The organism is Variovorax sp. GW823-FHT04F07, from assembly GCF_058795995.1.
This window is the reverse complement of sequence record NZ_JBXAIG010000001.1, coordinates 970,157-995,246: the sequence shown is the minus strand read 5'-3', so window position 1 is coordinate 995,246 and position 25,090 is coordinate 970,157. Positions and strand designations below refer to the sequence as shown.

The 25,090-nt window shown below is 67.1% G+C and carries 24 protein-coding genes; 22 read left to right on the top strand and 2 right to left on the bottom strand.

Annotation, left to right across the window (positions count from 1 at the left end; translation table 11 throughout):
* The first annotated feature begins 91 nt into the window (after positions 1-91).
* From AC1RAA_RS04665 to AC1RAA_RS04570, 20 genes are all read left to right on the top strand, one after another.
* On the top strand, positions 92-1,321 hold the full coding sequence (locus tag AC1RAA_RS04665) for a branched-chain amino acid ABC transporter substrate-binding protein (protein WP_062471303.1): 1,230 nt from the start codon (positions 92-94) through the stop codon (positions 1,319-1,321).
* 201 nt (positions 1,322-1,522) lie between these two features.
* On the top strand, positions 1,523-2,764 hold the full coding sequence (locus AC1RAA_RS04660; protein WP_062471306.1) for a branched-chain amino acid ABC transporter substrate-binding protein: 1,242 nt from the start codon (positions 1,523-1,525) through the stop codon (positions 2,762-2,764).
* Positions 2,765-2,847: 83 nt separating this feature from the next.
* Positions 2,848-3,801, top strand: coding sequence for a branched-chain amino acid ABC transporter permease (locus AC1RAA_RS04655; protein ID WP_095745331.1), 954 nt, complete (start codon positions 2,848-2,850; stop codon positions 3,799-3,801).
* Between the two features lie 4 nt (positions 3,802-3,805).
* Complete coding sequence (locus tag AC1RAA_RS04650; protein WP_492726806.1) at positions 3,806-5,131, top strand: branched-chain amino acid ABC transporter permease; 1,326 nt, start codon at positions 3,806-3,808, stop codon at positions 5,129-5,131.
* Positions 5,132-5,908, top strand: a complete 777-nt coding sequence (locus tag AC1RAA_RS04645; RefSeq protein ID WP_492726804.1) for an ABC transporter ATP-binding protein — start codon at positions 5,132-5,134, stop codon at positions 5,906-5,908.
* 1 nt (position 5,909) lies between these two features.
* Positions 5,910-6,605, top strand: coding sequence for an ABC transporter ATP-binding protein (locus AC1RAA_RS04640; RefSeq protein ID WP_062471318.1), 696 nt, complete (start codon positions 5,910-5,912; stop codon positions 6,603-6,605).
* 237 nt (positions 6,606-6,842) lie between these two features.
* Entirely contained in the window at positions 6,843-8,945 is a 2,103-nt protein-coding gene (locus tag AC1RAA_RS04635; RefSeq protein WP_095745330.1) for a 3-hydroxyacyl-CoA dehydrogenase NAD-binding domain-containing protein, read from the top strand.
* A 25-nt stretch (positions 8,946-8,970) separates the two neighbouring features.
* On the top strand, positions 8,971-10,449 hold the full coding sequence (locus tag AC1RAA_RS04630) for a M20 family peptidase (protein WP_492726802.1): 1,479 nt from the start codon (positions 8,971-8,973) through the stop codon (positions 10,447-10,449).
* A gap of 49 nt (positions 10,450-10,498) precedes the next feature.
* A complete protein-coding gene (locus tag AC1RAA_RS04625; protein WP_062471327.1) occupies positions 10,499-11,674 on the top strand; it encodes an acetyl-CoA C-acyltransferase in 1,176 nt (391 codons plus the stop codon).
* Positions 11,675-11,676: 2 nt separating this feature from the next.
* Positions 11,677-12,156, top strand: a complete 480-nt coding sequence (locus tag AC1RAA_RS04620) for a PaaI family thioesterase (RefSeq protein WP_492726800.1) — start codon at positions 11,677-11,679, stop codon at positions 12,154-12,156.
* An 18-nt stretch (positions 12,157-12,174) separates the two neighbouring features.
* Positions 12,175-14,028, top strand: coding sequence for an acyl-CoA dehydrogenase (locus AC1RAA_RS04615; RefSeq protein ID WP_492726798.1), 1,854 nt, complete (start codon positions 12,175-12,177; stop codon positions 14,026-14,028).
* Between the two features lie 2 nt (positions 14,029-14,030).
* Positions 14,031-14,270, top strand: a complete 240-nt coding sequence (locus AC1RAA_RS04610; protein ID WP_492726796.1) for a hypothetical protein — start codon at positions 14,031-14,033, stop codon at positions 14,268-14,270.
* A 21-nt stretch (positions 14,271-14,291) separates the two neighbouring features.
* On the top strand, positions 14,292-14,594 hold the full coding sequence (locus AC1RAA_RS04605) for a Dabb family protein (protein WP_062471343.1): 303 nt from the start codon (positions 14,292-14,294) through the stop codon (positions 14,592-14,594).
* Entirely contained in the window at positions 14,584-15,981 is a 1,398-nt protein-coding gene (locus tag AC1RAA_RS04600; RefSeq protein ID WP_492726794.1) for a DUF2252 domain-containing protein, read from the top strand. Before AC1RAA_RS04605 ends, AC1RAA_RS04600 begins: the two co-directional genes overlap by 11 nt.
* A gap of 70 nt (positions 15,982-16,051) precedes the next feature.
* On the top strand, positions 16,052-16,852 hold the full coding sequence (locus tag AC1RAA_RS04595; protein WP_095745325.1) for an SDR family oxidoreductase: 801 nt from the start codon (positions 16,052-16,054) through the stop codon (positions 16,850-16,852).
* 1 nt (position 16,853) lies between these two features.
* Complete coding sequence (locus AC1RAA_RS04590; protein WP_082817985.1) at positions 16,854-17,324, top strand: PaaI family thioesterase; 471 nt, start codon at positions 16,854-16,856, stop codon at positions 17,322-17,324.
* 24 nt (positions 17,325-17,348) lie between these two features.
* Positions 17,349-18,365, top strand: a complete 1,017-nt coding sequence (locus AC1RAA_RS04585) for an NADP-dependent oxidoreductase (protein WP_492726792.1) — start codon at positions 17,349-17,351, stop codon at positions 18,363-18,365.
* A 96-nt stretch (positions 18,366-18,461) separates the two neighbouring features.
* Positions 18,462-20,102, top strand: a complete 1,641-nt coding sequence (locus tag AC1RAA_RS04580; RefSeq protein ID WP_492726790.1) for an isovaleryl-CoA dehydrogenase — start codon at positions 18,462-18,464, stop codon at positions 20,100-20,102.
* A gap of 32 nt (positions 20,103-20,134) precedes the next feature.
* Positions 20,135-21,073 carry a glutathione S-transferase family protein gene (locus AC1RAA_RS04575; protein WP_492726788.1) on the top strand — a complete coding sequence of 313 codons (939 nt, stop codon included), beginning with the start codon at positions 20,135-20,137 and terminating at the stop codon, positions 21,071-21,073.
* 109 nt (positions 21,074-21,182) lie between these two features.
* A complete protein-coding gene (locus AC1RAA_RS04570; protein WP_062471360.1) occupies positions 21,183-22,088 on the top strand; it encodes an SDR family oxidoreductase in 906 nt (301 codons plus the stop codon).
* A gap of 33 nt (positions 22,089-22,121) precedes the next feature.
* On the opposite strand, the gene AC1RAA_RS04565 is transcribed toward AC1RAA_RS04570, so the two are convergent.
* The gene (locus AC1RAA_RS04565; RefSeq protein ID WP_492726786.1) at positions 22,122-22,808 is read right to left on the bottom strand and encodes an FMN-dependent NADH-azoreductase; all 687 of its coding nucleotides are present in this window, start codon (positions 22,806-22,808) and stop codon (positions 22,122-22,124) included.
* Between the two features lie 134 nt (positions 22,809-22,942).
* Between AC1RAA_RS04565 and AC1RAA_RS04560 the strand changes: the two genes are divergently transcribed.
* Together AC1RAA_RS04560 and AC1RAA_RS04555 are read left to right on the top strand one after the other, a co-directional pair.
* Entirely contained in the window at positions 22,943-23,848 is a 906-nt protein-coding gene (locus AC1RAA_RS04560; protein WP_492726784.1) for a LysR substrate-binding domain-containing protein, read from the top strand.
* Between the two features lie 50 nt (positions 23,849-23,898).
* On the top strand, positions 23,899-24,540 hold the full coding sequence (locus tag AC1RAA_RS04555) for an ABC transporter ATP-binding protein (protein WP_492726782.1): 642 nt from the start codon (positions 23,899-23,901) through the stop codon (positions 24,538-24,540).
* Between the two features lie 12 nt (positions 24,541-24,552).
* Here AC1RAA_RS04555 and AC1RAA_RS04550 read toward each other — a convergent pair whose 3' ends face one another.
* Complete coding sequence (locus tag AC1RAA_RS04550; protein ID WP_492726780.1) at positions 24,553-25,080, bottom strand: GNAT family N-acetyltransferase; 528 nt, start codon at positions 25,078-25,080, stop codon at positions 24,553-24,555.
* Positions 25,081-25,090: the final 10 nt, after the last annotated feature.

Here is a 25,090-nt window from a genome sequence, read left to right as displayed (position 1 = left end):
CCCCGGCGGCTTTCCTTCCGGGCATTCCCTGTGCGGCGAAGAAAAGGGCGCTTGTACGCTGGCGTCCCGCCTTTCAACCAGGAGACTCTTCATGCACTTCGGTATCAAGTCAGTGGCCGCCTGCGCCATGTTGGTGAGTGTTTCAGCGTCGTTCGCCCAGAAGGGCGAAACCGTCAAGATCGCCTGGCTGGACCCGCTGTCGGGTCTGATGGCGGCCGTGGGCACCAATCAGCTCAAGACGACCCAGTACCTGGCTGACGAGTTCAACAAGAAGAATGCGTCGGGCGTGAAGTTCGAGATCATCGCGATCGACAACAAGCTGAGCCCGCAGGAGACCACCGCGGCGCTGCGCTCGGCGCAGGACCAGGGCGCGCGCTACATCACCCAGGGCAACGGCTCGGGCCCGGCGCTCGCGATCATCGACGCCGTCGAGAAGAACAATGCGCGCAATCCCGGCAAGGAACTGCTGTACCTGAACTATGCGGCGGTCGATCCCGACCTGACCAACAGCAAGTGCAGCTACTGGCACTTCCGCCTCGATGCCGACACCTCCATGAAGATGGAAGCGCTGACCACCTGGATGAAGGACCAGGCCGACATCAAGAAGGTCTACATCCTGGGCCAGAACTACTCCCACGGCCAGCAGGTGTCCAAGTTCGCCAAGGACAACCTCAAGACCAAGCGCCCCGACATCCAGATCGTGGGCGACGACCTGCACCCGCTCGCGCAGGTGCGCGATTTCTCGCCGTACATCGCCAAGATCAAGGCCTCGGGCGCCGACACGGTCATCACCGGCAACTGGGGTTCCGACCTCTCGCTGCTCATCAAGGCAGCCAACGACTCGGGGCTGGACGTCAAGTTCCTCACGTACTACGCACCGGGCGCCGGCACGCCCACGGCCATGGGCGCCACCTCGGCAGGCAAGGTCTACACCGTGGCCTATGCCCACTACAACATGGGCGGCGAAATCCAGCGGCTGCTGACCGGCTACAAGAAGAAGATGAACGACGACCTGACGCAGTCCTCGATCTATCACACCTTCGCCTTGCTCGATGCCGCGTTCGTGCAGACCAAGTCGACCGACCCCGTCAAGGTGGCTGCGGCGCTCGAAGGCATGAAGATCAAGAGCTTCAACGGCGAGGTCGAGATGCGCAAGGCCGACCACCAGCTGCAGCAGGGCCTGTACATCTCGCGCTGGGAGAAGGCCAGCGCCAAGTACCCCTACGACGCCGAGAACACCGGCTACACCAACGTCCCCGTGAAGTATTACGAGTCGTATGTGGCGAGCACGCCCACGACCTGCCAGATGAAGCGCCCCTAGGCGTCTTTGTGAACGCATTTCCTACCCATCGGTAGAAGATACCTACCGCCGGGTAGCAAAAGAAGGAAATGCACTGTCGCCTGCGCGATAGATACGTGCCTTTGCAGCCCCTTCCTTACGGGCATTCCCTGAGGGGTGGGGTGGCAAAGACTTGTACGCTTGTGCAGCGTTTTTGATATCGGTTTGACCAGGAGATATAGATTGAAGTTCGCTCTGAAGATCGCTACCGCCGCCGTGCTCGCGGCAAGTGCCACCGGTGCCCTTGCCCAGAAGGGTGAGACCGTCAAGATCGCGTGGCTGGACCCGTTGTCGGGCCTGATGGCGGCCGTCGGTACCAACCAGCTCAAGACCTTCCAGTTCCTGGCCGAAGAATTCAACAAGAAGAACGTGGCCGGCGTGAAGTTCGAGGTCATCGGCATCGACAACAAGCTCAGCCCGCAGGAAACCACCGCCGCGCTGCGCTCGGCCATGGACCAGGGCGCGCGCTACGTGGTGCAGGGCAACGGCTCCGGCCCGGCGCTGGCCATCATGGACGCGCTCGAAAAGCACAACGCCCGCAACCCGGGCAAGGAAGTCGTGTACTTCAACTACGCGGCCGTCGATCCCGACCTGACCAACAGCAAGTGCAGCTACTGGCACTTCCGCCTCGACGCCGACACCTCCATGAAGATGGAAGCCCTGACCACCTTCATGAAGGACCAGGCCGACATCAAGAAGGTGTACCTGATCAACCAGAACTACTCGCACGGCCAGCAGGTCGCGAAGTACGCCAAGGACAACCTCAAGACCAAGCGCCCCGACGTGCAGATCGTCGGCGACGACCTGCACCCGCTGGCCCAGGTGCGCGACTTCGCGCCCTACATCGCCAAGATCAAGGCCTCGGGCGCCGACACCGTCATCACCGGCAACTGGGGTTCCGACCTCGCGCTGCTCATCAAGTCGGCCAACGACGCAGGCCTGAACGTCAAGTTCTACACCTACTACGCCGTGACCAACGGCACGCCGACCGCCATGGGCGCGGCCTCGGACGGCAAGGTCTATATGGTGGGCTACAGCCACTACAACGCGCCGGGCCCGATCGCGCCGATGATGAACGAGTTCAAGAAGCGCTTCAACGAAGACCTGTACACGACCTCGCCGTACACCGTGTACGCGATGCTCGCCGAAGCCTTCGTGCGCACCAAGTCGACCGACCCCGTGAAGGTGGCGGCCGCCATGGAAGGCATGAAGTTCAAGAGCTTCAACGGCGACGTCGAGATGCGCAAGTCCGACCACCAGCTGCAGCAGGGCCTGTGGATCACGCGCTGGCAGAAGGCCGACGCCAAGAGCCCGTACAGCCCGGAGAACACCGGCTACACGCTGGCACCGGTCAAGTACTACGAGCCCTACGTCTCGAGCACGCCCACCTCGTGCCAGATGAAGCGACCCGGCGGCGCCTCCTGATCGCCTGCTGATCGCCCCCTGACCGGTCGAGGCCCGACTTCAACACTCGGGCCTCTTTCTTTTTCAACCGACACGGAAGACCGATGAACGTCGAATTCTTCGTCATCTCACTGCTCAACGGCGTCAGCTACGGCCTGCTGTTGTTCATGCTGAGCTCTGGCCTTACGCTGATCTTCAGCATGATGGGTGTGCTCAACTTTGCACACGCCAGCTTCTACATGCTGGGCGCCTATTTCGCCTACACCCTGTCAGGCATCGTCGGCTTCTGGCCCGCGCTCTTTCTCTCGCCGCTGCTGGTGGGTGCATTGGGCGCGGCCTTCGAACGCTACAGCCTGCGCCGGGTCCATAAGTTCGGCCACGTGCCCGAGCTGCTGGTGACCTTCGGTCTTTCGTACCTCATCCTCGAGCTGGTCCAGCTGGTCTGGGGTCGCTCCACGGTGCCCTACGGCCTGCCCGAGGCGCTGCAGGGCCCGCTGTTCTCGCTGTACGGCACGCAGTTCCCCAAGTCGCGCTCGTTCATCATGCTGGTGGCGATGCTCATGCTGGTGTCCGTGTGGCTGCTGCTCACGCGCACCCGCATCGGCCTGGTGATCCAGGCGGCGCTGAAGCACCCCGACATGGTCGAGGCGCTGGGCCACAACGTGCCGCGCGTGTTCATGCTGGTGTTCGGCGGCGGCGCCGCGCTGGCCGGCCTGGCGGGCGTGATCGGCGGCAACACCTACGTCACGGAGCCAGCCATGGCCGGTTCGGTCGGCACCATCATCTTCGTGGTGGTGGTGGTCGGCGGCATGGGCTCGCTGGCCGGCGCCTTCCTGGCGTCGCTGCTGATCGGCATCATCCAGACCTTCGCCGTTGCGCTGGACCACTCGCTGGCCACCGCGCTGCAGGCCCTGGGCGTGGCCGTGAGCGACCAGACCTTCGGCTACGAGCTGCTCAAGCTCACCATCTCGCAGGTCGCACCGATCCTGCCGTACCTGTTCCTCGTGCTGATCCTCATCTTCCGCCCGAAGGGTCTTCTGGGCACCCGGGAGGACTGACACCATGACCACCGCAACCACCACTTCACCGACGACCCCGACGCGGTACTACCGCTTCAAGCCCTGGAACATCGGGCGCTACCTGGTCTGGGCGCTGTTCGCCCTGGTGCTGATCATCTCGCCGATGCTGTTCAAGAGCAGCCTGGCGCTGACGATGCTCTCGCAGATGGGCTACCTGATCATCATCTGCCTGAGCTACAACATCCTGCTGGGGCAGGGCGGCATGCTGAGCTTCGGCCATGCCGTCTACACCGGCCTGGGCTCGTTCATCGCCATCCACGCGATGAACATGGCGACCAAGGGCGGCCCGACCATTCCGCTGGTGCTCATTCCGCTCGTAGGCGGTCTGGCGGGGATGTTCTTCGCCATCCTGCTGGGCTTCGTGACCACCAAGAAGTCGGGCACCACCTTCGCCATGATCACCATGGGCATCGGCGAGCTCGTGGCCTCGATGGCGCTGATGTTCCCCAGCTTCTTCGGCGGCGAGGGCGGCATCACCACCGACCGCGTGTACGGCCCGAGCTTCTTCGGCTTCACCTTCGGTCCGCAGATCCAGGTGTACTACCTGATCGCCGCGTACTGCTTCGTGTGCACCGCCCTGATGTATGCCTTCACCGGCACGCCGCTGGGCCGCATGCTGAATGCGGTGCGCGACAACCCGGAGCGCGTGGAGTTCATCGGCTACAACACGCAGCGCGTGCGCTACTTCGCGTTCATCATCGCGGGCTTCTTCGCCGGCATCGGCGGCGGCCTGGCCTCGATCAACTTCGAGATCGTGAACGCGGCCGACAGCCTGAACGCCATCCGCTCGGGCGGCTACCTGCTGTTCACCTTCCTGGGCGGCGCGGTGTTCTTCTTCGGCCCGATCATCGGTGCGGTGCTGCTGGTGTTCGCCTCGATCCTGCTGTCGGAGCTCTCCAAGGCCTGGCAGCTGTACTTCGGCCTGGTGTTCGTGTTCATGGTGATGTTCGCCCCCGGCGGCATCGCCAGCCTGGTCATGATGAACCTGCGCGTGGCCAAGTTCGGCAAGTTCAACCGCTTCTGGGGCCTGTACGCCGCGCTCGCCGTGGCCCTGGTGCCGGTGGTGGTCGGTGCTGCCGCGCTGATCGAGATGATCTATCACATCCAGCTCAACGCGGCGATGGGCCCGGACCTGAAGTTCTTCGGCACCATGCTGAACACGGCGGGCGTGACCAGCTGGCTGGGCGCCATCGCGATCCTGGCCGTCGGCCTGGGCCTGCTCGAGGTGGCACGGCGCCACTTCGTGCGGGTCTGGGGCCAGGCGCAGGAAGAGATCGAAGCAGAAATCAAACGTCGGGAGGCGGCGTAAATGAGCGCGCAATACGCATTGGAACTGAAGGCGCTGCGCAAGAATTTCGGCAAGACCGAAATCATCCGCGGCGTGGACCTGGCGGTGAAGGCCGGCGAACGCATCGCCGTGATCGGGCCGAACGGCGCGGGCAAGTCGACGCTGTTCAACCTGATCAGCGGGCGGCTCACGCCCACCAGCGGCGAGGTGCTGCTCAACGGGCAGCGCATCGACGGCAAGAAGCCCTATGAAATCAACCGCCTGGGGCTGTCGCGCAGCTTCCAGATCACCAACATCTTCCCGAAGCTCAGCGTCTTCGAGAACCTGCGCTGCGGCGTGCTGTGGAGCCTGGGCTACAAGTACACCTTCCTGCGCTTTCTCTCGAACCTGGACGATGCCAACGCGCGCACCGAAGAGCTCATCAAGCAGATCGGCCTGGAGCGCAAGCGCGACGTGCATGCGGTGAACCTCACCTATGCCGAGCAGCGCGCGCTCGAGATCGGCGTGACGATCGCCGGCGGCGCTGGCGTCATCCTGCTGGACGAGCCCACGGCCGGCATGAGCAAGACCGAGACCTCGCACTTCATCTCGCTCATCAAGCACGTCACCGTCGGCAAGACGCTGTTGACGGTGGAGCACGACATGGGCGTGGTCTTCGGGCTGGCCGACAAGATCGCCGTGGTGGTCTACGGCGAAGTCATCGCCTTCGACGCGCCGGCTGCCGTGCGCGCCAATGCACGCGTGCAGGAGGCCTACCTGGGTTCTTCCGTGGCCGATGCACAAGGGGCGGGACACTGACATGCTGAAGCTTCACGACATCCACGCCTACTACGGCAAGAGCCATGTGCTGCATGGCGTTTCCTTCGACGTCCGCCCGGGCGAGATCGTGGCCCTGCTGGGCCGCAACGGTTCGGGCCGCTCGACCACCGCCAAGGCCATCATGGGCCTGGTGCATGCCGAGGGCACGCTGCAGTGGAAGGGCGGCGACATCCTGCGTCGCAAGGCCTACGAGATCGCGCACATGGGCATCGGCTACGTGCCCGAGAACCGCGACATCTTCCCCAAGCTCACGGTGCACCAGAACCTGCTCCTGGGGCAGAAGGGCTCGGGCAAGGGCAGCCGCTGGTCCTTCGACGACATGTACGGCATGTTCCCGCGCCTGAAGGAGCGCCAGCACACCGAGGCCGGCGTGCTCTCGGGCGGCGAGCAGCAGATGCTCACGCTGTGCCGCACGCTGATGGGCGACCCCGACCTCATCATCATCGACGAGCCCACCGAGGGCCTCGCGCCCAAGATCGTCGAGCTGGTGGGGCAGTACCTGCGCACGCTGAAGGACAAGGGCATCTCGGTGCTCCTCATCGAGCAGAAGCTCACCATCGCGATGCAGATTTCCGACCGCGCGCTCGTCATGGGCCACGGCAGCATCGTGTTCGACGGGACGCCCGACAGCCTGCGCGCCGACGGCACCACCCGCAGGGAGTGGCTGGAGGTTTAAGCAAACCCCCAGGCTTCGCGCACTTCGTGTCGCGCGCGCCTTCCCCCTTGCAGGGGGCAACACCTGCGGCCCGGCAAAGCCGGTTCCGCGGTGTTCCTGGAAAGTCCGGCTCTCTCTTGAGGCCCTTGTCCCGACAGCGACTGCGTGCCATTGTTCGGCCACGCAAAACGCCTAGAATCTTCGAAAAAGAACACTCGTGCTTTTTCTTCTTTTTCTTCACACACCAAGGAATGCAGCATGACGGCTGAATACAAAGTGCTCGGCGATGTCGCCGTGATCACCCTGACCAACCCGCCGGTCAACGGTCTCGGCTTCTCGACACGCATCGGCATCACCGACGGCCTGTCCAAGGCCAATGCCGACAGCGCCGTCAAGGCCATCGTCATCACCGGCGCCGGCAAGGCGTTCTCGGGCGGTGCGGACATCAAGGAATTCGGCACGCCCAAGGCGCTGCAAGAGCCCAACCTGCTGAGCGTGATCCTCTCGCTCGAAGCCTCGCCCAAGCCCATCGTCGCAGCCATCCACTCCGTGTGCATGGGCGGCGGCCTCGAGCTGGCCCTGGGCTGCCACTACCGCGTGGCCGCACCGGGCACCAGCGTGGCACTGCCTGAAGTCAAGCTCGGTCTGCTGCCGGGCGCCGGTGGCACGCAGCGCCTGCCGCGCGTGATCGGCGTGGAAACCGCCCTGAACATGATCGTCAGCGGCGAGCCGGTGAAGAGCGAACTGCTCGCCAGCCTGCCGGGCCAGAAGCTGTTCGACAAGCTGGCCGCCTCGGCCGAATCGGTGTTCGACGAAGCCGTCGAGTTCGCCAAGTCGGTCGCTGCCAAGGGCGGCGAGCTGCCGCTGGTGCGCAACCTGCCGTGCAAGCATCCGCAAGGCGATGCCTACTTCCAGTTCGCCAAGAACATGGTCGGCGGCATGTCGAAGAACTACCCCGCGCCGCTGAAGTGCGTCGACGCCGTGCAGGCCGCGACCAAGATGAAGTTCGACGACGGCATGGCCGAAGAGCGCCGTCTTTTCACCGCGCTGATGTTCACGCCCGAATCGCTGGCCCTGCGCCACCTGTTCATGGCCGAGCGCGCCGCGAGCAAGATTCCCGACGTGCCCGAAGACACGCCCAAGCGCGAGATCAAGGCCGTGGGCGTCATCGGCGCCGGCACCATGGGCGGCGGCATCTCGATGAACTTCCTGAACGCGGGCATCCCCGTCAAGATCCTCGAGATGAAGCAAGAGGCGCTCGATCGCGGCATTGCCACCATCAAGAAGAACTACGAAGCCCAGGTCAAGAAGGGCAAGCTCAAGCAGGACAAGTACGAGCAGCGCATGGCGCTTCTGAGCACCACGCTGAGCTACGACGACCTGAAGGACGCCGACCTCATCATCGAAGCGGTGTTCGAAGAAATCGGCGTCAAGGAAAAGGTCTTCAAGGAACTCGACCGCGTCGCCAAGAAGGGCGCCATCCTGGCCTCGAACACCTCGACGCTCGACGTCGACAAGATCGCCTCGTTCACCGACCGTCCGCAAGACGTGGTCGGCATGCACTTCTTCAGCCCGGCCAACGTGATGAAGCTGCTCGAAGTGGTGCGCGGCAAGGCCACGTCCAAGGACGTGCTGGCCACCGTGATGGCCATCGGCAAGAAGATCAAGAAGACCTCCGTCGTGTCGGGCGTGTGCGACGGCTTCATCGGCAACCGCATGATCGAGCAGTACAGCCGCCAGGCCGGCTTCCTGCTGGACGAAGGCGCCACGCCGCAGCAGGTCGACAAGGCCATCGAGAAGTTCGGCTTCGCCATGGGCCCGTTCCGCATGGGCGACCTGGCCGGCAACGACATCGGCTGGGCGATCCGCAAGCGCCGCGCCGTCGAGCGCGCCGACATGAAGTACAGCCGCACGGCCGACAAGCTGTGCGAGTTGGGCCGCTTCGGCCAGAAGACCGGGGCAGGGTGGTACGACTACCAGGCCGGCAAGCGCGACGCCATTCCGTCGGAACTCGTCAACAAGATGATCGAGGACCACCGTAAGGAACTGGGCATCACGCCGCGCAAGATCTCCGACACGGAAATCGTGCAGCGCCTGGTGTTCGCCCTCGTCAACGAAGGCGCGCACATCCTGGAAGACGGCATTGCCTCCAAGTCGGGCGACATCGACATGGTGTACCTCACCGGCTACGGTTTCCCGATCTACCGCGGTGGCCCGATGCACTATGCCTCGCAGGTCGGCCTGTACAACGTGGCCGAGACGATGAAGCGCTTTGCGCAGAACCCGCGCGACGACGCCGAGTTCTGGCAGCCCGCACCGCTGATCCAGAAGCTGGTGGCCGAAGGCAAGTCCTTCAGCTGAGACTGACCCAGGATCAAGACCGCCCATGTTGAAACGCATCTTCCTCGGGCTGCTGCTGGTGCTCCTGGCACTGGTGGCGGCCGTGGCGGTCAAGACCTGGACCACGCCATCGCAGCAACTCGCGGTGGCCCCCGCACCGAAGCTCGAGATCGACCTGCAGGCCGCTGCGAAGCGGCTGGCCGGCGCGATTCCGATCCGCACGGTGTCGAGCCTGGACGACCCGGCCGCCAACCTGGCCGAGTTCGACAAGCTGCACGCCTACCTGGCGCAGCAGTACCCGAAGGTCCACGCCACCCTCAAGAAGGAAGTGGTGGGCCAGAAGGCCTTGCTCTACACCTGGACCGGCACCGACGCGCAGGCCAAGCCCATCGCGCTCATGGCGCACCAGGACATGGTGCCCATCGCGCCCGGCACCGAAAAGGCCTGGTCGGTCGATCCCTTCGCGGGCGAGATCAAGGACGGCTTCGTCTGGGGCCGCGGCACCCTCGACAACAAGGGCAACCTGTTTGCGCAGATGGAAGCCATCGAGCTGCTCATCGGCAGCGGCTTCCAGCCGAAGCAGACGGTCTACCTCGTGATGGGTGACGACGAAGAGGTGAGCGGCCTGCGCGGCGCGCAGCCCATCGCCGAACTGCTCAAGTCGCGCGGCGTGAAGCTCGACTGGGTGCTCGACGAAGGCCTGCTCGTGCTCGACGGCGTGCTGCCCGGGCTGAGCAAGCCCGCAGCGCTCATCGGCTTGGCGGAGAAGGGCTACGGCACCTTCTTCCTCTCGCTCGATACCGCGCCCGGCCACTCGTCGATGCCGCCGCAAAAAAGCGCCATCGGCCGCATGAGCGCCGCGCTCGCGCGGCTCGAAGCAACGCCGATGCCCGGCGGCATTCAGGGCGTGGCGGGCCAGATGTTCGGTGCGCTCGCGCCCGAGATGGGCGGCGTCAACCGCGTCATGCTGTCGAACCTGTGGCTCACCGAGCCGCTGGTGCGCGGCCAGCTCGAGAAGAGCCCGAGCAGCAACGCCATGCTGCGCACGACCACCGCGCTGACCATCGTGCGTGCCGGCAACAAGGACAACGTGCTGCCCGGCCGTGCCGAGGCCGCTGTCAACTTCCGCGTGCTGCCCGGCGACACGCTGGCCAGCGTCGAGGCGCATCTGCGCAAGGCGCTGGGCGACGACGACATCAAGATCAAGCCGTACCCCGGCAACTCGGAGCCCTCGCCGGTGTCGCCCACCGACAGCACCGGCTACCGCGCGATCCAGCAGGCCGTGCGCCAGAGCTTCCCCGACGCCGTGGTGGCGCCCGGCCTCATGACCGCCGCCACCGATTCCCGCCACTTCAGCCTCGTGAGCGATGCCGTCTTCCGCTTCTCGCCGTTCCGGGTGAAGAGCGAGGACCTGGCGCGCTTCCATGGCAACAACGAACGCCTGGCCATCTCGAACTACGGCGAGATGATCGGCTTCTATCACCAGCTCCTGCGCAACACCCACGCGGCCGCGCCGGCGCAATGACGACCCCGTCTTTTCCCTCTTTTCCCTTCCATCTTCAAAGGACCTCACCATGACCAGCGCCGTCATCGTTTCCACCGCCCGCACGCCGCTCGCGAAGAGCTGGAAGGGTGCCTTCAACATGACCCACGGCGCCACGCTGGGCGGCCATGCCGTGCAGCACGCGGTGCAGCGCGCCGGCATCGACCCGGCTTCGGTCGACGACGTCATCATGGGTTGCGCCACGCCCGAAGGCGCCACCGGCTCCAACATCGCGCGCCAGATCGCCCTGCGCGCCGGCCTGCCGGTCACCACCTCGGGCATGACCATCAACCGTTTCTGCTCGTCGGGCCTGCAGACCATCGCCACCGCCGCCCAGCGCATCATCGCGGGCGAGGGCGACGTCTACGTGGCCGGCGGCGTCGAGAGCATCTCGTGCGTGCAGAACGAAGCCAACACGCACATGCTGGCCGACCCGTGGCTCGTGAAGCACAAACCCGAGATCTACTGGAACATGCTGCAGACCGCCGAGCAGGTCGCCAAGCGTTACAACATCGGCCGCGACGCCATGGACGAGTACGGCGCGCAGAGCCAGCAGCGCGCCACCGCCGCGCTCGAAGCCGGCAAGTTCAAGGACGAGATCGCCCCCATCACCGTGCTGGCCGGCGTGGCCGACCCCGTGATGGGCCTGCGCACCAAGGAAGTCACGATCGAGAACGACGAAGGCATCCGCCCCGGCACCACCAAGGAAGGCATCAGCGGCATCCGCTCGGCCATGCCCGGTGGCCTGATCTCGGCCGGCAACGCCAGCCAGTTCTCCGACGGCGGCGGCGCCTGCGTGGTGGTCGACGAGAAGTACGCCCAGCAGAAGGGCCTGAAGCCCCTGGGCCGCTTCCTCGGCTTCGCCGTGGCCGGCTGCGAGCCCGACGAAATGGGCATCGGCCCGGTCTTCGCCATCCCCAAGGTGCTCAAGCGCCTGGGCCTCACGGTCAACGACATCGACCTGTGGGAGCTGAACGAAGCCTTCGCCGTGCAGGTCATCTACTGCCGCGACAAGCTGGGCATTCCGGGCGACCGCCTGAACGTGAACGGCGGCGCCATCGCCGTGGGTCACCCCTACGGCGTGAGCGGCCAGCGCCTCACGGGCCACGCGCTCATCGAAGGCAAGCGCCGCGGCGCCAAGAAGGTCGTGGTCACGATGTGCATCGGCGGCGGCATGGGCGCCGCGGGCGTGTTCGAGGTCCTGTAACCATGTCCGGCTTGGGCAATGACCAGGAGGTCTCGCCCGAAGCCGTTCTGGCCTACGGGCGCAGCGTGCTGGCCGCGCAGCCCTTCAGCGTGCTGATCGGCGCCGAGCTGCACGCACTCGCGCCGGGCCATGCCGAGCTCCAGCTGCCGCTTACCGCGCAGCTGAAGCAGCAGCACGGTTTCGCCCATGGCGGCATCGTGAGCTACATGGCCGACAACGCGCTGACCTTTGCCGGCGGCAGCGCCTTGCGCGTGCCGGTCGTGACCTCCGAATTCAAGATCAACTACGTGCGGCCCGCCATCGGCCAGCGGCTGATTGCGCGCGCCCGGGCCGTGCACACCGGCAGCTCGCAGGCCGTGTGCACCTGCGAGGTGGTGGCGGTGGCCGACGACGGCACCGAGAAGCTCTGCGCGCTGGCGCAGGGCACCATCGCCAAGCTGCCCGATTCCTCGAAGAAGACTTCGTCGCCCGCGAAGTCGTAGCCTGAAGAAGACATCACCATGAGCCTGCGTCCCACCCTCGACTTTCTGCTCTACGACTGGCTCGACGCCGAGAAGCTCAATCAGAGCGAGCGTTTTGCCGACCACTCGCGCGAGACCTTCGACGCCGTGCTCGACACCTGCGAGCGCATCGCGCGCGAAAAGTACGCGCCGTTCAACCGCACCGTCGACACGCAGGAGCCGCATTTCGACGGCGAGAAAGTCATCCTGCCGCAGGCCACGCACGACGCGCACAAGGCCTTCGTCGAGTCCGGCATGTTGAGTGCCGCACAGGACTACGACATCGGCGGCATGCAGCTGCCCTACACGGTGCAGGCGGCGGCCAACAGCTTCTTCGCGATGGCCTCGGTGAGCATCGGCTCGAACATGCTCACCAGCGGCAACGCCAACCTGCTCATGGTGCACGGCACCGAGAAGCAGAAAGAGGTGTTCGCCAAGAATGAATTCTCGGGCCGCTGGGCGGGCACCATGTGCCTGTCGGAACCCCAGGCCGGTTCGTCGCTGAGCGACGTGGCCACGCGCGCCGTGCCCGATGGCGCCGACTACCAGAACGATCCGCTGGGCCCGCGCTACCGCCTCACGGGCAACAAGATGTGGATCTCGGCGGGCGACCATGAGCTGACCGAGAACATCGTGCACATCGTGCTGGCCAAGATCCCCGACGAGAACGGCAAGCTCATTCCCGGCACGCGCGGCATTTCGCTGTTCATCGTGCCCAAGCGCATGGTGGACACGCAGGGCGAACTCACCGGCGAGCGCAACGACGTGGCGCTGGCCGGCCTGAACCACAAGCTCGGCTGGCGCGGCACCACCAACACGCTGCTGAACTTCGGCGAGGGCAAGTACCCGGTCGGCGGCAAGGCCGGCGCGGTGGGCTACCTGGTCGGCGCGCCCGGCAAGGGCCTGCACTGCATGTTCCACATGATGAACGAGGCCCGCATCGGCGTCGGCACCGCCGCCACCATGCTCGGCATGGCCGGCTACTACGCCTCGCTCGACTACGCCAAGAGCCGCCCGCAGGGCCGGCTGGTGAAGAAGCCCGAAGCCGCCGGCGCCGCCGTGGCCAAGGACTCGGCCGCGCCGCAGGTGCGCATCATCGAGCACGCCGACGTGCGCCGCATGCTGCTCGCCCAGAAGGCGTACTGCGAGGGCGCGCTGGCGCTGGAGCTGTACTGCGCCCGCCTGGTCGACACGCAGAAGACCGGCGACGCCGCGCAGGCCGACGACGCCCGCCTGCTGCTGGAGGTGCTCACGCCCATCGCCAAGAGCTGGCCCAGCGAGTGGTGCCTGGAGGCCAATTCGCTGGCGATCCAGGTGCACGGCGGCTACGGCTACACGCGCGATTTCCCGGTGGAGCAGTACTGGCGCGACAACCGCCTGAACATGATCCACGAGGGCACGCACGGCATCCAGGCGGCCGACCTGCTGGGCCGCAAGGTGCTGATGGAAAAGGGCCGCGGCCTGCAGCTGCTGGCCGGCCGCGTCACCGAGACCATCGGCCGCGCCGCCAAGGTGCCGGCGCTGGCGCCGCACGCCAAGGCGCTGGGCGCTGCGCTGCAGCGCATCGGCAGCGCCACGGAGGCCGCCTGGTCCACCGGCGACCCGGCCGACGCGCTGGCCAACGCCGTGCCCTACATGCAGGCCTTCGGCCACACGGTGCTGGCCTGGATCTGGCTCGACGTGGCCCTGCGGGCCCTGGAAATCGACGCGCAGAAGGCGAGGGCGGTAACAGCTGGCAAGATCGGCGCCACGGACTATTTCTTCCACTACGAGCTGCCGAAAATCGGTGCCTGGCTCCAGGTGGTCGAAACCCGTGACCCGACCTGTACCGCTTTGCCCGAGGACGCTTTCTGACAATGGCCAACGCCGCCCCGAACTCACCCCCGCCCGCCGCCCAACCGCCGAAACCACCCAAGCCGCATGCGCGGCTCGAGAAGTGGATCTGGATCCTGATCTACGGCGGCCTGTTCCTCGTGATCCTGGGCATCGCCACGGGCCGCACCGAGCCCGCGCTGGGCTGGTCGATGGCCTTGCCCGGCGTCGTGGTCGCCGCGGTGGGCGTCGTGCTCATCTACGTGCGTTCGCGGCTCAAGTAAGAAACAAGGCAAGGACCGACCATGCTCAAGCACATCGTGATGTGGAAGTTCAAGGAGCACGCCGAGGGCGCCGACAAGGCGACCAACCTGCTCAAGGCCAAGGCGCTGCTCGATGCCTGCGCGACGCTCTCGCCCGGCACGCACCGTTTCGAGGTGGTCATTGCCCAGCCCGGGCTCGAGGCCACCTACGACCTGATCCTCAACTCGGAATTCACCGACGCCGCCGCGCTGGCGGCCTATGCGGACCATCCGCAGCACGTGGCGCTCAAGCCCTTCATCGGCGCCGTGCGCGAAGCCCGCCAGTGCATGGACTATGAGCTCTGAACCCCACGCGCCCGACGCCACGGCCTCACCGGCCGAGCGGCGGGCGTTCGGCCGTGCACAGCGCACGCGCTGTGCGCTCGGCCAGTGGGCGCAGGTGCCCCGGCCCGACGCGGGCGACCGCGATCCGCTCGGCTGGCTGAAGGCGTCCAACCGCGGCCGCGTGCCCGAGCTGGTGCCGGTGCGCCACGGCCGCATGCTGGTCAGCCCCTTCACGTTTTACCGCGGCGCCGCCAGCCTGATGGCGAACGACCTCGCCAGGCTGCCGCACAGCGGCATCGCGACGCAACTGTGCGGCGATGCGCACCTCGCGAACTTCGGCTTCTTTGCCAGCCCCGAGCGCGCGCTGGTCTTCGACATCAACGATTTCGACGAAACCCTGCAAGGGCCCTTCGACTGGGACGTGCGCCGGCTGGCCACCTCGTTCGTGGTGGCCGCGCGCGACCGGGGTTTCAAGCCGCGCATCGGGCGCGAGGCCGTGCAGCAGCTGGCCGAGGCCTACCGCGACCGCATGCGGGCCTTCGCGCGCATGGACACGCTGGAGGCCTGGTACGCGCGGCTCACGTCGCAAACCCTGCTGAAGCTCGGCGCCGAAGACGCGACCGAGCTCGCGGTCATCAAGAAGGCGCGCCGCAGCACCTCGCGCGTGTTCGCCGACAGCGCGACCGAGACGGTCGACGGCCGCCTCATGATCCGCGACCAGCCGCCGTTCGTGTACCACGACGCCCGCGCGACGGCGCGTGAAATCAAGCGCTTCCGCGCCGGACTGCCGGCCTTCCTGGCGCAGTACCGCGCCAGCCTGCCGCCCGAGCGCCAGCGGCTGTTCGACCGCTACGAGCTGCACGACGTCGCGGTGCTCACGCCCGGCGTCGGCTCGGTCGGCCGGCGCTGCTTCCTGCTGCTGCTCGTGGCCGACCGCGCGCACCCGCTGTTCCTGCAGTGCAAGGAGGCCGGCGAGTCGGTGCTCGAAGCCCCGCTGGGCGCGGCACCGGGCACGACGTCGCCGGGCCAGCGCGTGGTGCAGGGCCAGCGGCTGGCACAGGCCGCCAGCGACGTCTTCCTGGGCTGGGCCCAGGGACCGGGCGGGCGCGGCTTCTACGTGCGGCAGCTGCGCGACATGAAGGCCTCCTACAAGCTCGAGGACTTCAAGCCGGTCGACCTGCTCGAGTTCGCCGAAGCCTGCGGCTACAGCCTGGCCCGCGCGCATGCCAAGGGCGGCGACGCCTGGGCCATCGACGGCTACCTGGGGCGCTCCAGGAGCTTCAATACGGCGCTCGCCGATTTCGCGGAAGGCTATGCCGACGTGAACCAGGCCGACTGGCGCCGGCTGAAAAAAGCCGTGGCCGCCGGCAAGGCCGCCGCCGTCGAGGCGGACGACACCGCGTCCTGACGGCCCGAAGCCACCGCCTCCAGCGCCAACGCAACCCTCTTCTTTCATCATCCACACCGGAGACACCGACATGACGAAGCCCCGCACCACCCAACAGCTGTTCGACCTCACGGGTCAGACGGCGCTCATCACCGGCGGCTCGCGCGGCCTGGGCCTGCAGATGGCCCATGCGCTGGGCGAAGCCGGCGCGAAGATCATGCTCAGCTCGCGCAAGGCCGACGACCTGGAACAGGCCGCCGCCGAGCTGCAGGCCGCCGGCATCGACGCGCGCTGGATCGCCGCCGACTGCTCCAAGGAAGAAGACACCCGCCGCCTGGCCGACGAGACCCTGCAGCGCATGGGCGGCGTCGACATCCTCATCAACAACGCCGGCGCCAGCTGGGGTTCGCCCGCCGAGAGCCACCCGGTCGAGGCCTGGGACAAGGTGATGAACCTCAACGTGCGCGGCTACTTCATCCTCGCGCAGCAGGTTGCCAACGGCTACATGATCCCGAAGAAGCGCGGGCGCATCATCAACATCGCCTCGATCGCAGGCCTGAACGGCAACCCGCCCGGCATGCAGACGCTGGCCTACAACACCTCGAAGACCGCGGTGATCGGTTTCACGAAGACGCTGGCCGCCGAATGGGGCAAGTACAACATCAACGTCAACGCGATCTGCCCGGGCTTCTTCATGACGAAGATGGCGGCCGGCCTGATCAAGACCCTGGGCGAAGAGCACATGGCCGCCTCGGCACCGCTGGGCCGCCTGGGCGACGACGAAGACCTGAAGGGCCTGACGCTGCTGTACGCGAGCGACGCCGGCAAGCACATCACCGGCCAGTGGGTCGCGGTCGATGGGGGCGTGAGCGTGGTGCTGGGTGCGGCCTGACATGTCCGATTCGCCTGAAAAGTCCAGCGACATCAACATCCGCTCGTACACGAGCCAGATCCCGTTCGCGCGCCACCTCGGCTTCGAGCTCACGAAGTTCGAGGACGGCCAGTCCGAGATCATCTACACCGCCAAGCCCGAGCACCTGAACACTTTCGACGTGACGCACGGCGGCGCCTGCATGACGCTGCTCGACATCGCCATGGCGGCCGCTGCGCGCAGCGTGGCGCCCGAGACCGGCGTGGTCACCATCGAGATGAAGACCAGCTTCATGCAACCGTCGGTCGGCCCGCTGCACGCACGCGGCACGCTGCTGCATCGCACCGCGACGCTGGCCTTCACCGAGGCCAAGATCTACGACGAGCAGGAGCGCGTGTGCGCCCATGCCACCGGCACCTTCAAGTACGTGAAGCGCCGGCTGCCGACCGGCCCCGCGAGCGCGAACGCGATGCGTCCGCCATCCACCGACTGACACCCCATTTCCCCGGAGACTTTCATGCCCACCAACAAGCAGATCCACCTCGACAACCGCCCCGAGGGCGAAGCCACGGCCAGCAACTTCAAGCTGGTGACTGTCGAGACGCCCGCGCTCGCCGACAACCAGGTGCTGGTGCGCCACCACTACATGAGCCTCGATCCGTACATGCGTGGGCGCATGAACGACGCGAAGAGCTACGCGCAGCCGCAACCCGTGGGCCAGGTGTTCCAGGGCGGCACGGTCGGCGAAGTGGTCGAGAGCAAGCACCCCAAGTACGCCGTGGGCGACAAGGTCGTCGGCTTCGGCGGCTGGCAGGAGTACAGCGTGGTCGATGCCTCGCAGCCCGGCGCGCTGAAGAAGGTCGACACCACGCACGTGCCGCTGTCGCACTACCTCGGCGCCGTGGGCATGCCCGGCGTGACGGCCTGGTATGGCCTCGTGAAGATCATCGCGCCCAAGGCCGGTGAAACCGTGGTCATCACCGCCGCCAGCGGCGCCGTGGGCAGCGCCTTCGGCGCGCTGGCCAAGGCGCGCGGCTGCCGCGTGGTCGGCATCGCGGGCGGCCCCGACAAGTGCAAGTACGTGACCGACGAGCTCGGCTTCGACGCCTGCATCGACTACCGCCAGCACCCCGACGTGAAGACCATGAGCACCGCGCTCAAGGAAGCCTGCCCGAACGGCATCGACGGCTACTTCGAGAACGTCGGCGGCTACATCTTCGACGCTGTGCTGCTGCGCACCAACGCCTTCGCGCGCGTGGCGCTGTGCGGAATGATCGCGGGCTACGACGGCCAGCCGCTGCCGCTGGCGAACCCGGCGCTGATCCTCATCAACCGCCTGAAGATCGAGGGCTTCATCGTCAGCGAGCACATGGAAGTGTGGCCCGAGGCGCTGACCGAACTCGGCACGCTGGTGGGCACGGGCAAGCTCAAGCCGCGCGAGTCGATTGCACAGGGCATCGAAGCTGCCCCTGAGGCCTTCCTGGGTTTGCTCAAGGGCAAGAATTTCGGCAAGCAACTGGTGAAGCTCATTTGATGGCTTGAAACGCACGGCAAGGAGGCCGGTCATACGCGCCGCGCCGGGCCGCCCCAAGCAAGCGTGCACCGCAATGCGAAGCATGGAGGTATGCGAATGAACCCGACGCACGAGGTCTTCAACCAGCCCACGCCGCTGGTCGACTACAACCTCTTCGACACCCACCGCCCCCTGCGCGATGCGCTGAAGTTCAACGCGCCCACGCTGCAGACCACGCAGCTGCACGAGCTGGGCGCCACCCTGGGCTCGGCCGCCATGCAGGCGCATGCGCGGCTGGCCAACATCCACACGCCCGAACTCCACACGCACGACCGCTTCGGCCGTCGCATCGACGAGGTGGAGTTCCATCCGAGCTACCACGCGTTGATGACCGCCGCGGTCGGCGCGGGCCTGCACGGCACGCCGTGGACCGGCACGTCGGCTTCGCCGCACGTGCTGCGCGCGGCGGGCTTCATGCTCTTCACCGAGCTGGAGCCGTCCATCCTGTGCCCGATCTCGATGACCTACGCCGTCACGCCCGCCTTGCGCGGCAACGCGGGCGTGCATGCCGAGTGGGGCCCGAAGCTCGCCAGCCTCTGGTACGACCCCGCGCTCAAGCCCTTGAACGACAAGCCCGGCGTGACCATGGGCATGGGCATGACCGAGAAGCAGGGCGGCTCCGACGTGCGGGCCAACACCACGCAGGCCGTGCGCGACGGCAGCGACGCCTGGGGCGAGCGCTACGCGATCACCGGCCACAAGTGGTTCTTCTCGGCGCCGATGTGCGATGCCTTCCTCATCCTCGCGCAGGCGCCGGCCGGGCTGTCGTGCTTCTTCCTGCCGCGCGTGCTGCCCGATGGTTCGCGCAATGCCATCCACATCCAGCGCCTGAAGGACAAGCTCGGCAACAAGGCCAACGCCAGCTCCGAGGTCGAGTTCCATGGCGCCAGCGCCTGGCTGGTGGGCGAGGAGGGCCGCGGCATTCCGCAGATCCTCGAGATGGGCACGATGACGCGGCTCGACTGCTCGCTCGGCACCAGCGGCCTCATGCGCCAGGCATTGGGCATCGCGCTGAACCACACGGCGCAGCGCCAGGCCTTCGGCAAGCCGCTGGTCGAACAGCCGCTCATGAAGAACGTGCTGGCTGACCTCGCGCTCGAAAGCGAAGCCGCCACCGCACTGGCCATTCGTCTGGCCCGCGCTTTCGACCAGCAAAGCGACGAACACGAGCGCCTGATGGCGCGCCTGCTCACGCCGGTCGCCAAGTTCTGGATCTGCAAGCGCGGCAGCCACTTCGCGCAGGAGGCCATGGAGTGCCTGGGCGGCAACGGCTACGTGGAAGAGGGCGGCGAGGGCATCCTCGCGCGCATCTACCGCGAGATGCCGCTCAACTCCATCTGGGAGGGCGCCGGCAACATCATGGCGCTCGACCTGCTGCGCGGCCTGCGCAAGGGCGACGCCGTGGCCGCGCTGGCGCACGAACTGGCCCCCGCGCGCGGCCAGCAGGTCGCCCTCGACCGCCTGGCCGACGCCTTGCCCGCGCGCATCGAGGCCATGGCCTCCGAGACCGAGGCACGCCGCCTCGCGCAGGACGTGGCGCTGGCCGTGCAGGCCGCCTTGCTGGTGCAGACCGCGCCCGCCGCCGTGGCCGATGCCTTCTGCGCCTCACGCCTGGGCGGCGACTGGGGCCAGGCCTTCGGCACGCTGGGCGCGGGCACCGATTTCGATTCGATCATCCAGCGGGCGCAGCCGCGCTGACCACCCACAAGAACACCTCCACGAAAGACACCATGGCCGACCTCATCCTTCACCACTACACCACCTCGCCGTTCTCGGAAAAGGTGCGCACGATCCTCGGCGCGAAGAAGCTGCCGTGGAAGTCGGTCTTCATTCCGCCGATCATGCCCAAGCCCGATGTGGAAGTGCTCACCGGCGGCTACCGCAAGACGCCGTTCCTGCAGATCGGCGCCGACATGTACTGCGACAGCGCGCTCATCGCCGACGTGCTGGAGCACCTGCAGCCCGAGCCCACGCTCTACCCGCAGCCCGAGAAGGGCATGTCGCGCATCCTCGCGCAGTGGGCCGACACCTCGCTGTTCTGGGCCGCGATGGCCTGGAGCCTGCAGCCCAAAGGCGCCGCCGAAGTATTCGCCAAGGCCCCGCCCGAAGCCATCAAGGCCTTCGGCGAAGACCGCGGCAAGATGAGCGCCGGCAACATGACGCGCCTGCGCCCGGCCGACGCCACCAGTGCCTACAAGTCGTACCTGCGCCGCCTGTCGGACATGCTCGACGACAAGCCCTTCCTGCTGGGCGAAGTGCCCAGCATTGCCGACTTCTCGGCCTACCACCCGCTCTGGTACACGCGCCGCATCGAGGCGGTGAAGGGCATCCTCGACCTGACGCCCGCGGTGCTCGACTGGATGGACCGCATGGCGGCCATCGGCCACGGCACCTCGTCGAAGTTTTCGAGCGACGAGGCCATCGCCGTCGCCAAGGCCGCCACGCCGCACACGCTGCTGACCGACAGCACCTTCCAGGACGACCACGGCATTGCGCTGGGCAGCGCCGTCACCATTCGCGCCGAGAGCTTCGGCCTCGAGGAGACGGCGGGCACGCTGGTGGCCGCCACGCGCACCCACTACACGCTGGAGCGCAGCGGCGAGCGCACGGGCACGGTGCATGTGCACTTTCCGCGCATCGGGTATGTGTTGAAGAAAGCAGAGGCCTGAAAACGCCCGGTGCGGGCGCGGGTCGGGGCACCTTCGTGACTGCGCCGGCGCGCGTTCCGTATTTCAATAGCGGCTTCCGCTTCAACGTCAGAGACAAGGACACCGGCAAATGATCCAGGACTTCAAGGGCAAGACCGCCGTACTCACCGGCGCAGGCTCGGGCTTCGGCCTCGAATGCGCGCGCATCGGCGCCGCCCGCGGCATGAACCTCGTGCTGGTCGACGTGCAGCAGGACGCACTCGACAAGGCCAAGGCAGAAATGGAAGCCCTGGGCGTCCAGGTGCTGGCGCGCAAGGTCGACGTGTCCGACGCGGCCCAGATGGAAGCGCTGGCCGCCGCCGTCAAGGAGCGCTTCGGCGCGCCGCACTTCGTGTTCAACAACGCCGGCGTGGGCGCCGGCGGCCTGGTGTGGGAAAACACCGTCGCCGACTGGGAATGGGTGCTGGGCGTTGACCTGTGGGGCGTGATCCACGGCGTGCGCCTGTTCACGCCGATGATGCTCGAGGCCGCCGCCAAGGACCCGAGCTACCGCGGCCACATCACCAACACCGCCAGCATGGCCGGCCTGCTCACGCCGCCCAACATGGGCATCTACAACGCGGCCAAGGCCGCCGTCGTGAGCCTGACCGAAACCATGTACCAGGACCTGAACCTGGTCACCGACCAGATCGGCGCCAGCCTGCTGTGCCCGTACTTCGTGCCCACCGGCATCACGAGCAGCGAGCGCAACCGTCCGAACGCACCGAAGGACACCGAGCTCACCAAGAGCCAGCTCATCGGCCAGGCCATGAGCAACAAGGCGGTGAGCAGCGGCAAGATCACGGCCGCCGAGGTGGCGCACAAGGTGTTCGAGGCCATCAGCGACAACCAGTTCTACGTGTTCAGCCACCCCAAGGCGCTGGGCAACGTAAAGAGCCGCATGGAGAACATCGTGTCGATCACCAACCCGGCCGATCCGTTCCTCGAGCGCCCCGAGATCGGGCAAAAGCTGCGCGAGCAGCTGCGTTCCGCCTGATCCCTTCCTGAGGCGGCCCCTCGCGGGCCGCCTTCAGCCGGCCTGCACCTTCGTCTGCAGGTCGCGCACCAATTGCTCGATGCCCGACAGCGCCTCGGCCATCGAACGCTCCAGCAGGTCGCCCCGGTCTTCCGCGTGCTCGACCGCGATGTCGTGCACCTCGCGCAGCCCGACCAGGCCCAACGCGGCCTTCATCCCCGGCACCAGGAAATTCAGATGCGCCTGCATGCCGCCGGGCCCGAAGCCGCTGCTGCCGTGCGCGGTGAGCAGCACGGTGCGGCGCGGGCGCTCGGCCAGCAGCGGCACGTAGGGGTCGTCCAGGCTCGGGTCCATGTCGAAGGTCTCGCCGACGCGCACGATGTTGTCGATCCACGCCTTCACGGTGGCCGGAGCGCTGTAGTTGTACATGGGCGTGCCCATCACGATCACGTCGGCGCGGCGCAGCTCGGCAATGAAGGTGTCGCTCTCGGCCAGCACCTCGTGCATCCAGGGTTCGCGCGCTTCGGCGGGCGTGTAGGCGCTGTGGATCCAGTCGCCGGTGACCGCCTGCGGCGGCGCGATGCCGAAGTCGCGGTAGATCACCTCGTCCTGCGGGCGGGCCGCCTGCCAGGTGCTGACGAAGTGGTGGCTCAGGCGGCGCGAATGCGAGCCGTGGACGACGGCGCCCGAACGGCCGGAACGGGGGCTGGCATCGATGTGGAGCAGGGTGGTGGTGGTCATGGCGTGGTCCTCGGTTGGATGAAGGGAATTCAGCTGTCTGCTTGACACAGTTCCCAATCTATCGAAGCATCCGTGGCCGGACAAACGACGAATTTTTCTCGCTTCAGAAAACTCAATTCATCTATCAGCACGCCATGGCCCTCCTGCATTCCCTGCCTCCGCTGGCCTCGCTGCGCGCCTTCGAGGCCGCCGCGCGCCATTGCAGCGCCAAGCTCGCGGCGAACGAGCTGTCGGTCACGCCCACGGCCATCAGCCACCAGGTGCGCCAGCTCGAAGAGTCGCTGGGCGTGGCGCTGTTCGTGCGCCAGCCGCGCCAGCTCGTGCTGACGCCGCAGGGCCGCGAGCTGCAGGCGGTGCTGAGCGATTCGTTCGCAGCCATGGCGCAGGCCGTGGCGCGCCTGCGGGCGCCGCCCGAGCGCAGCGCGATCACGCTGTCGACCACGCCTGCCGTGGCCGCGCGCTGGCTGCTGCCGCGCGTGGGGGCGCTGCGCGCGGCGCACCCGCGGCTCGACCTGCGCATCCACGCCTCGCACGACGCCGTGCCGCTGGACGGCCTCACGGCCGACGTCGCCATCCGCTACGGCAAGGGCCAGTGGCCGGGCCTCGTGGCCGAGAAGCTGTTCGACACCGTCTTCGCGCCGGCCTGCAGCCCCGCGCTCAAGCTGCGCCGCCCGGCCGACCTCGTGAAGCACACGTTGCTGCATTTCGCGGTGCCGAACAGCAAGACCCAGCCCGGCACCTGGGCCGCATGGCAGCACGTGGCGCAGGTGCCCGGCCTGGACGTGACGGCCGGCCCCGTGTTCTCCGACGAGACCCACACCGTCTCGGCCGCGCTGCAGGGGCAGGGCGTGGCGCTGATGGGCTTGGCGCTCATCGCGGACGAACTGCGCGCGGGCAACCTGGTGCAGCCCTTCGGGCCGGTGTTGCAAGGGTCGCCGTTCTACCTCGTGTGCCCGCAGGCGCGGCGCGACGATCCGAACGTGGCGGCGGTGTTCGAGTGGGTGAAAGGGCTGTCGCCGCTGGACGCCGGCAGGGTCTGAATCACGGCAGCGACACAATCGCGTTCATCGCCGTTTCGTTCCCCCTTCTCATGCGAACTTCCTCGACTTCTTCCCTTCTGCAGATCCAGAACCTGCGCTTCGCGTACCCCGACCAGCCGGCGTTGGCCGATGGTTGGTCCGCCGCCATCGGCGAGGGCGTCACGCTGCTGTACGGCGACACCGGCAGCGGCAAGTCGACCTTGCTGCGCGTGCTGGCGGGGCAGCAGCCCGCGTCGGCCGGGCAACTGCGCGCGGCCGGCGTGGCGCTCGACGCCGAGCCCACGGCCTACCGGCGCCAGGTCTTCTTCTGCGAGCCGGCGTCGGAAGCCTTCGACGCGCTCAGCGTGCAGGCCTGCACGGCCTTGCTGGGCGAGGGCGATGCGGGGTTCGACAAGGCCGAGTGGCAGCGCCTCGTCGACGCGTTCTCGCTCACGCCGCACCTGGAAAAGCAGATGTTCATGCTGTCGACCGGTTCACGCCGCAAGGTCGGGCTGGCCGCCGCACTCGCATCGGGACGGCCCGTGGTGCTGCTCGACGACCCGGTGGGCGCGCTCGATGCGCGTTCGATCCACGGCCTGTGGCGGGCCATCGAACGGCGCGTTGCGCAGCCGGGGCGGGCGGTGGTCGTGGCGAGCAGCGAGCGCGTCACGGAGGTGCCGCTGGCGGCGTGCATCGAGCTGCCGCTGGGTTGATCAGCTGCGCGCTCAACGGGGCGGCGTGGCCATCACGTGGTTGCCGTGCGGCTTTCCGCCGAGCATAAACTGCGTGAGCCCCATCGCGACCAAGCCTTGCTTTTCGTAGAACGCGACGGCGCGCGGGTTCTTCGCGTACACCGCGAGCCACAGGCCGTCGCTGCCCGTGCGTGCGTGGGCGGCGTCGCGGGCTTCGCGCAGCAGCATCGACCCGACACCGCTGCGCTGGAACGGTGACTGCACGTAGAGCGTGCGCAGCTCGGTGTCGCAGCCCGGCACCAGCGGCTGCGCGGCACCGAACTGCAGCAGCGCATAGCCCACGAGCTGGTCGCCGACCTGGGCCACGCGCAGCGCAACCTGAGGCGATTCCGACCACGCAGCGAACGCTGCCGGCGTGAAGGTCGACAGCACGTAGCGCCCGAGCACGTCGTTCACGCCGTCGGTGGCGTAGGTGTCGAGCCAGACCTGAATCGCCAGCGCGGCGAGCGTGTGCGCGTCGGCTGCGGTGGCGGGGCGAAGGGTGACAGGCGGACGGTTCATGGTGCGGCGC

Excerpts from the sequence above, each read along its gene's own strand:
- AC1RAA_RS04665 (WP_062471303.1), top strand. The coding sequence starts at position 92 with ATGCACTTCGGTATCAAGTCAGTGGCCGCCTGCGCCATGTTGGTGAGT.
- AC1RAA_RS04655 (WP_095745331.1), top strand. The coding sequence starts at position 2,848 with ATGAACGTCGAATTCTTCGTCATCTCACTGCTCAACGGCGTCAGCTAC.
- AC1RAA_RS04650 (WP_492726806.1), top strand. The coding sequence starts at position 3,806 with ATGACCACCGCAACCACCACTTCACCGACGACCCCGACGCGGTACTAC.
- AC1RAA_RS04645 (WP_492726804.1), top strand. The coding sequence starts at position 5,132 with ATGAGCGCGCAATACGCATTGGAACTGAAGGCGCTGCGCAAGAATTTC.
- AC1RAA_RS04640 (WP_062471318.1), top strand. The coding sequence starts at position 5,910 with ATGCTGAAGCTTCACGACATCCACGCCTACTACGGCAAGAGCCATGTG.
- AC1RAA_RS04635 (WP_095745330.1), top strand. The coding sequence starts at position 6,843 with ATGACGGCTGAATACAAAGTGCTCGGCGATGTCGCCGTGATCACCCTG.
- AC1RAA_RS04630 (WP_492726802.1), top strand. The coding sequence starts at position 8,971 with ATGTTGAAACGCATCTTCCTCGGGCTGCTGCTGGTGCTCCTGGCACTG.
- AC1RAA_RS04625 (WP_062471327.1), top strand. The coding sequence starts at position 10,499 with ATGACCAGCGCCGTCATCGTTTCCACCGCCCGCACGCCGCTCGCGAAG.
- AC1RAA_RS04620 (WP_492726800.1), top strand. The coding sequence starts at position 11,677 with ATGTCCGGCTTGGGCAATGACCAGGAGGTCTCGCCCGAAGCCGTTCTG.
- AC1RAA_RS04615 (WP_492726798.1), top strand. The coding sequence starts at position 12,175 with ATGAGCCTGCGTCCCACCCTCGACTTTCTGCTCTACGACTGGCTCGAC.
- AC1RAA_RS04610 (WP_492726796.1), top strand. The coding sequence starts at position 14,031 with ATGGCCAACGCCGCCCCGAACTCACCCCCGCCCGCCGCCCAACCGCCG.
- AC1RAA_RS04605 (WP_062471343.1), top strand. The coding sequence starts at position 14,292 with ATGCTCAAGCACATCGTGATGTGGAAGTTCAAGGAGCACGCCGAGGGC.
- AC1RAA_RS04600 (WP_492726794.1), top strand. The coding sequence starts at position 14,584 with ATGAGCTCTGAACCCCACGCGCCCGACGCCACGGCCTCACCGGCCGAG.
- AC1RAA_RS04595 (WP_095745325.1), top strand. The coding sequence starts at position 16,052 with ATGACGAAGCCCCGCACCACCCAACAGCTGTTCGACCTCACGGGTCAG.
- AC1RAA_RS04590 (WP_082817985.1), top strand. The coding sequence starts at position 16,854 with ATGTCCGATTCGCCTGAAAAGTCCAGCGACATCAACATCCGCTCGTAC.
- AC1RAA_RS04585 (WP_492726792.1), top strand. The coding sequence starts at position 17,349 with ATGCCCACCAACAAGCAGATCCACCTCGACAACCGCCCCGAGGGCGAA.
- AC1RAA_RS04580 (WP_492726790.1), top strand. The coding sequence starts at position 18,462 with ATGAACCCGACGCACGAGGTCTTCAACCAGCCCACGCCGCTGGTCGAC.
- AC1RAA_RS04575 (WP_492726788.1), top strand. The coding sequence starts at position 20,135 with ATGGCCGACCTCATCCTTCACCACTACACCACCTCGCCGTTCTCGGAA.
- AC1RAA_RS04570 (WP_062471360.1), top strand. The coding sequence starts at position 21,183 with ATGATCCAGGACTTCAAGGGCAAGACCGCCGTACTCACCGGCGCAGGC.
- AC1RAA_RS04565 (WP_492726786.1), bottom strand. The coding sequence starts at position 22,808 with ATGACCACCACCACCCTGCTCCACATCGATGCCAGCCCCCGTTCCGGC.
- AC1RAA_RS04560 (WP_492726784.1), top strand. The coding sequence starts at position 22,943 with ATGGCCCTCCTGCATTCCCTGCCTCCGCTGGCCTCGCTGCGCGCCTTC.
- AC1RAA_RS04555 (WP_492726782.1), top strand. The coding sequence starts at position 23,899 with ATGCGAACTTCCTCGACTTCTTCCCTTCTGCAGATCCAGAACCTGCGC.
- AC1RAA_RS04550 (WP_492726780.1), bottom strand. The coding sequence starts at position 25,080 with ATGAACCGTCCGCCTGTCACCCTTCGCCCCGCCACCGCAGCCGACGCG.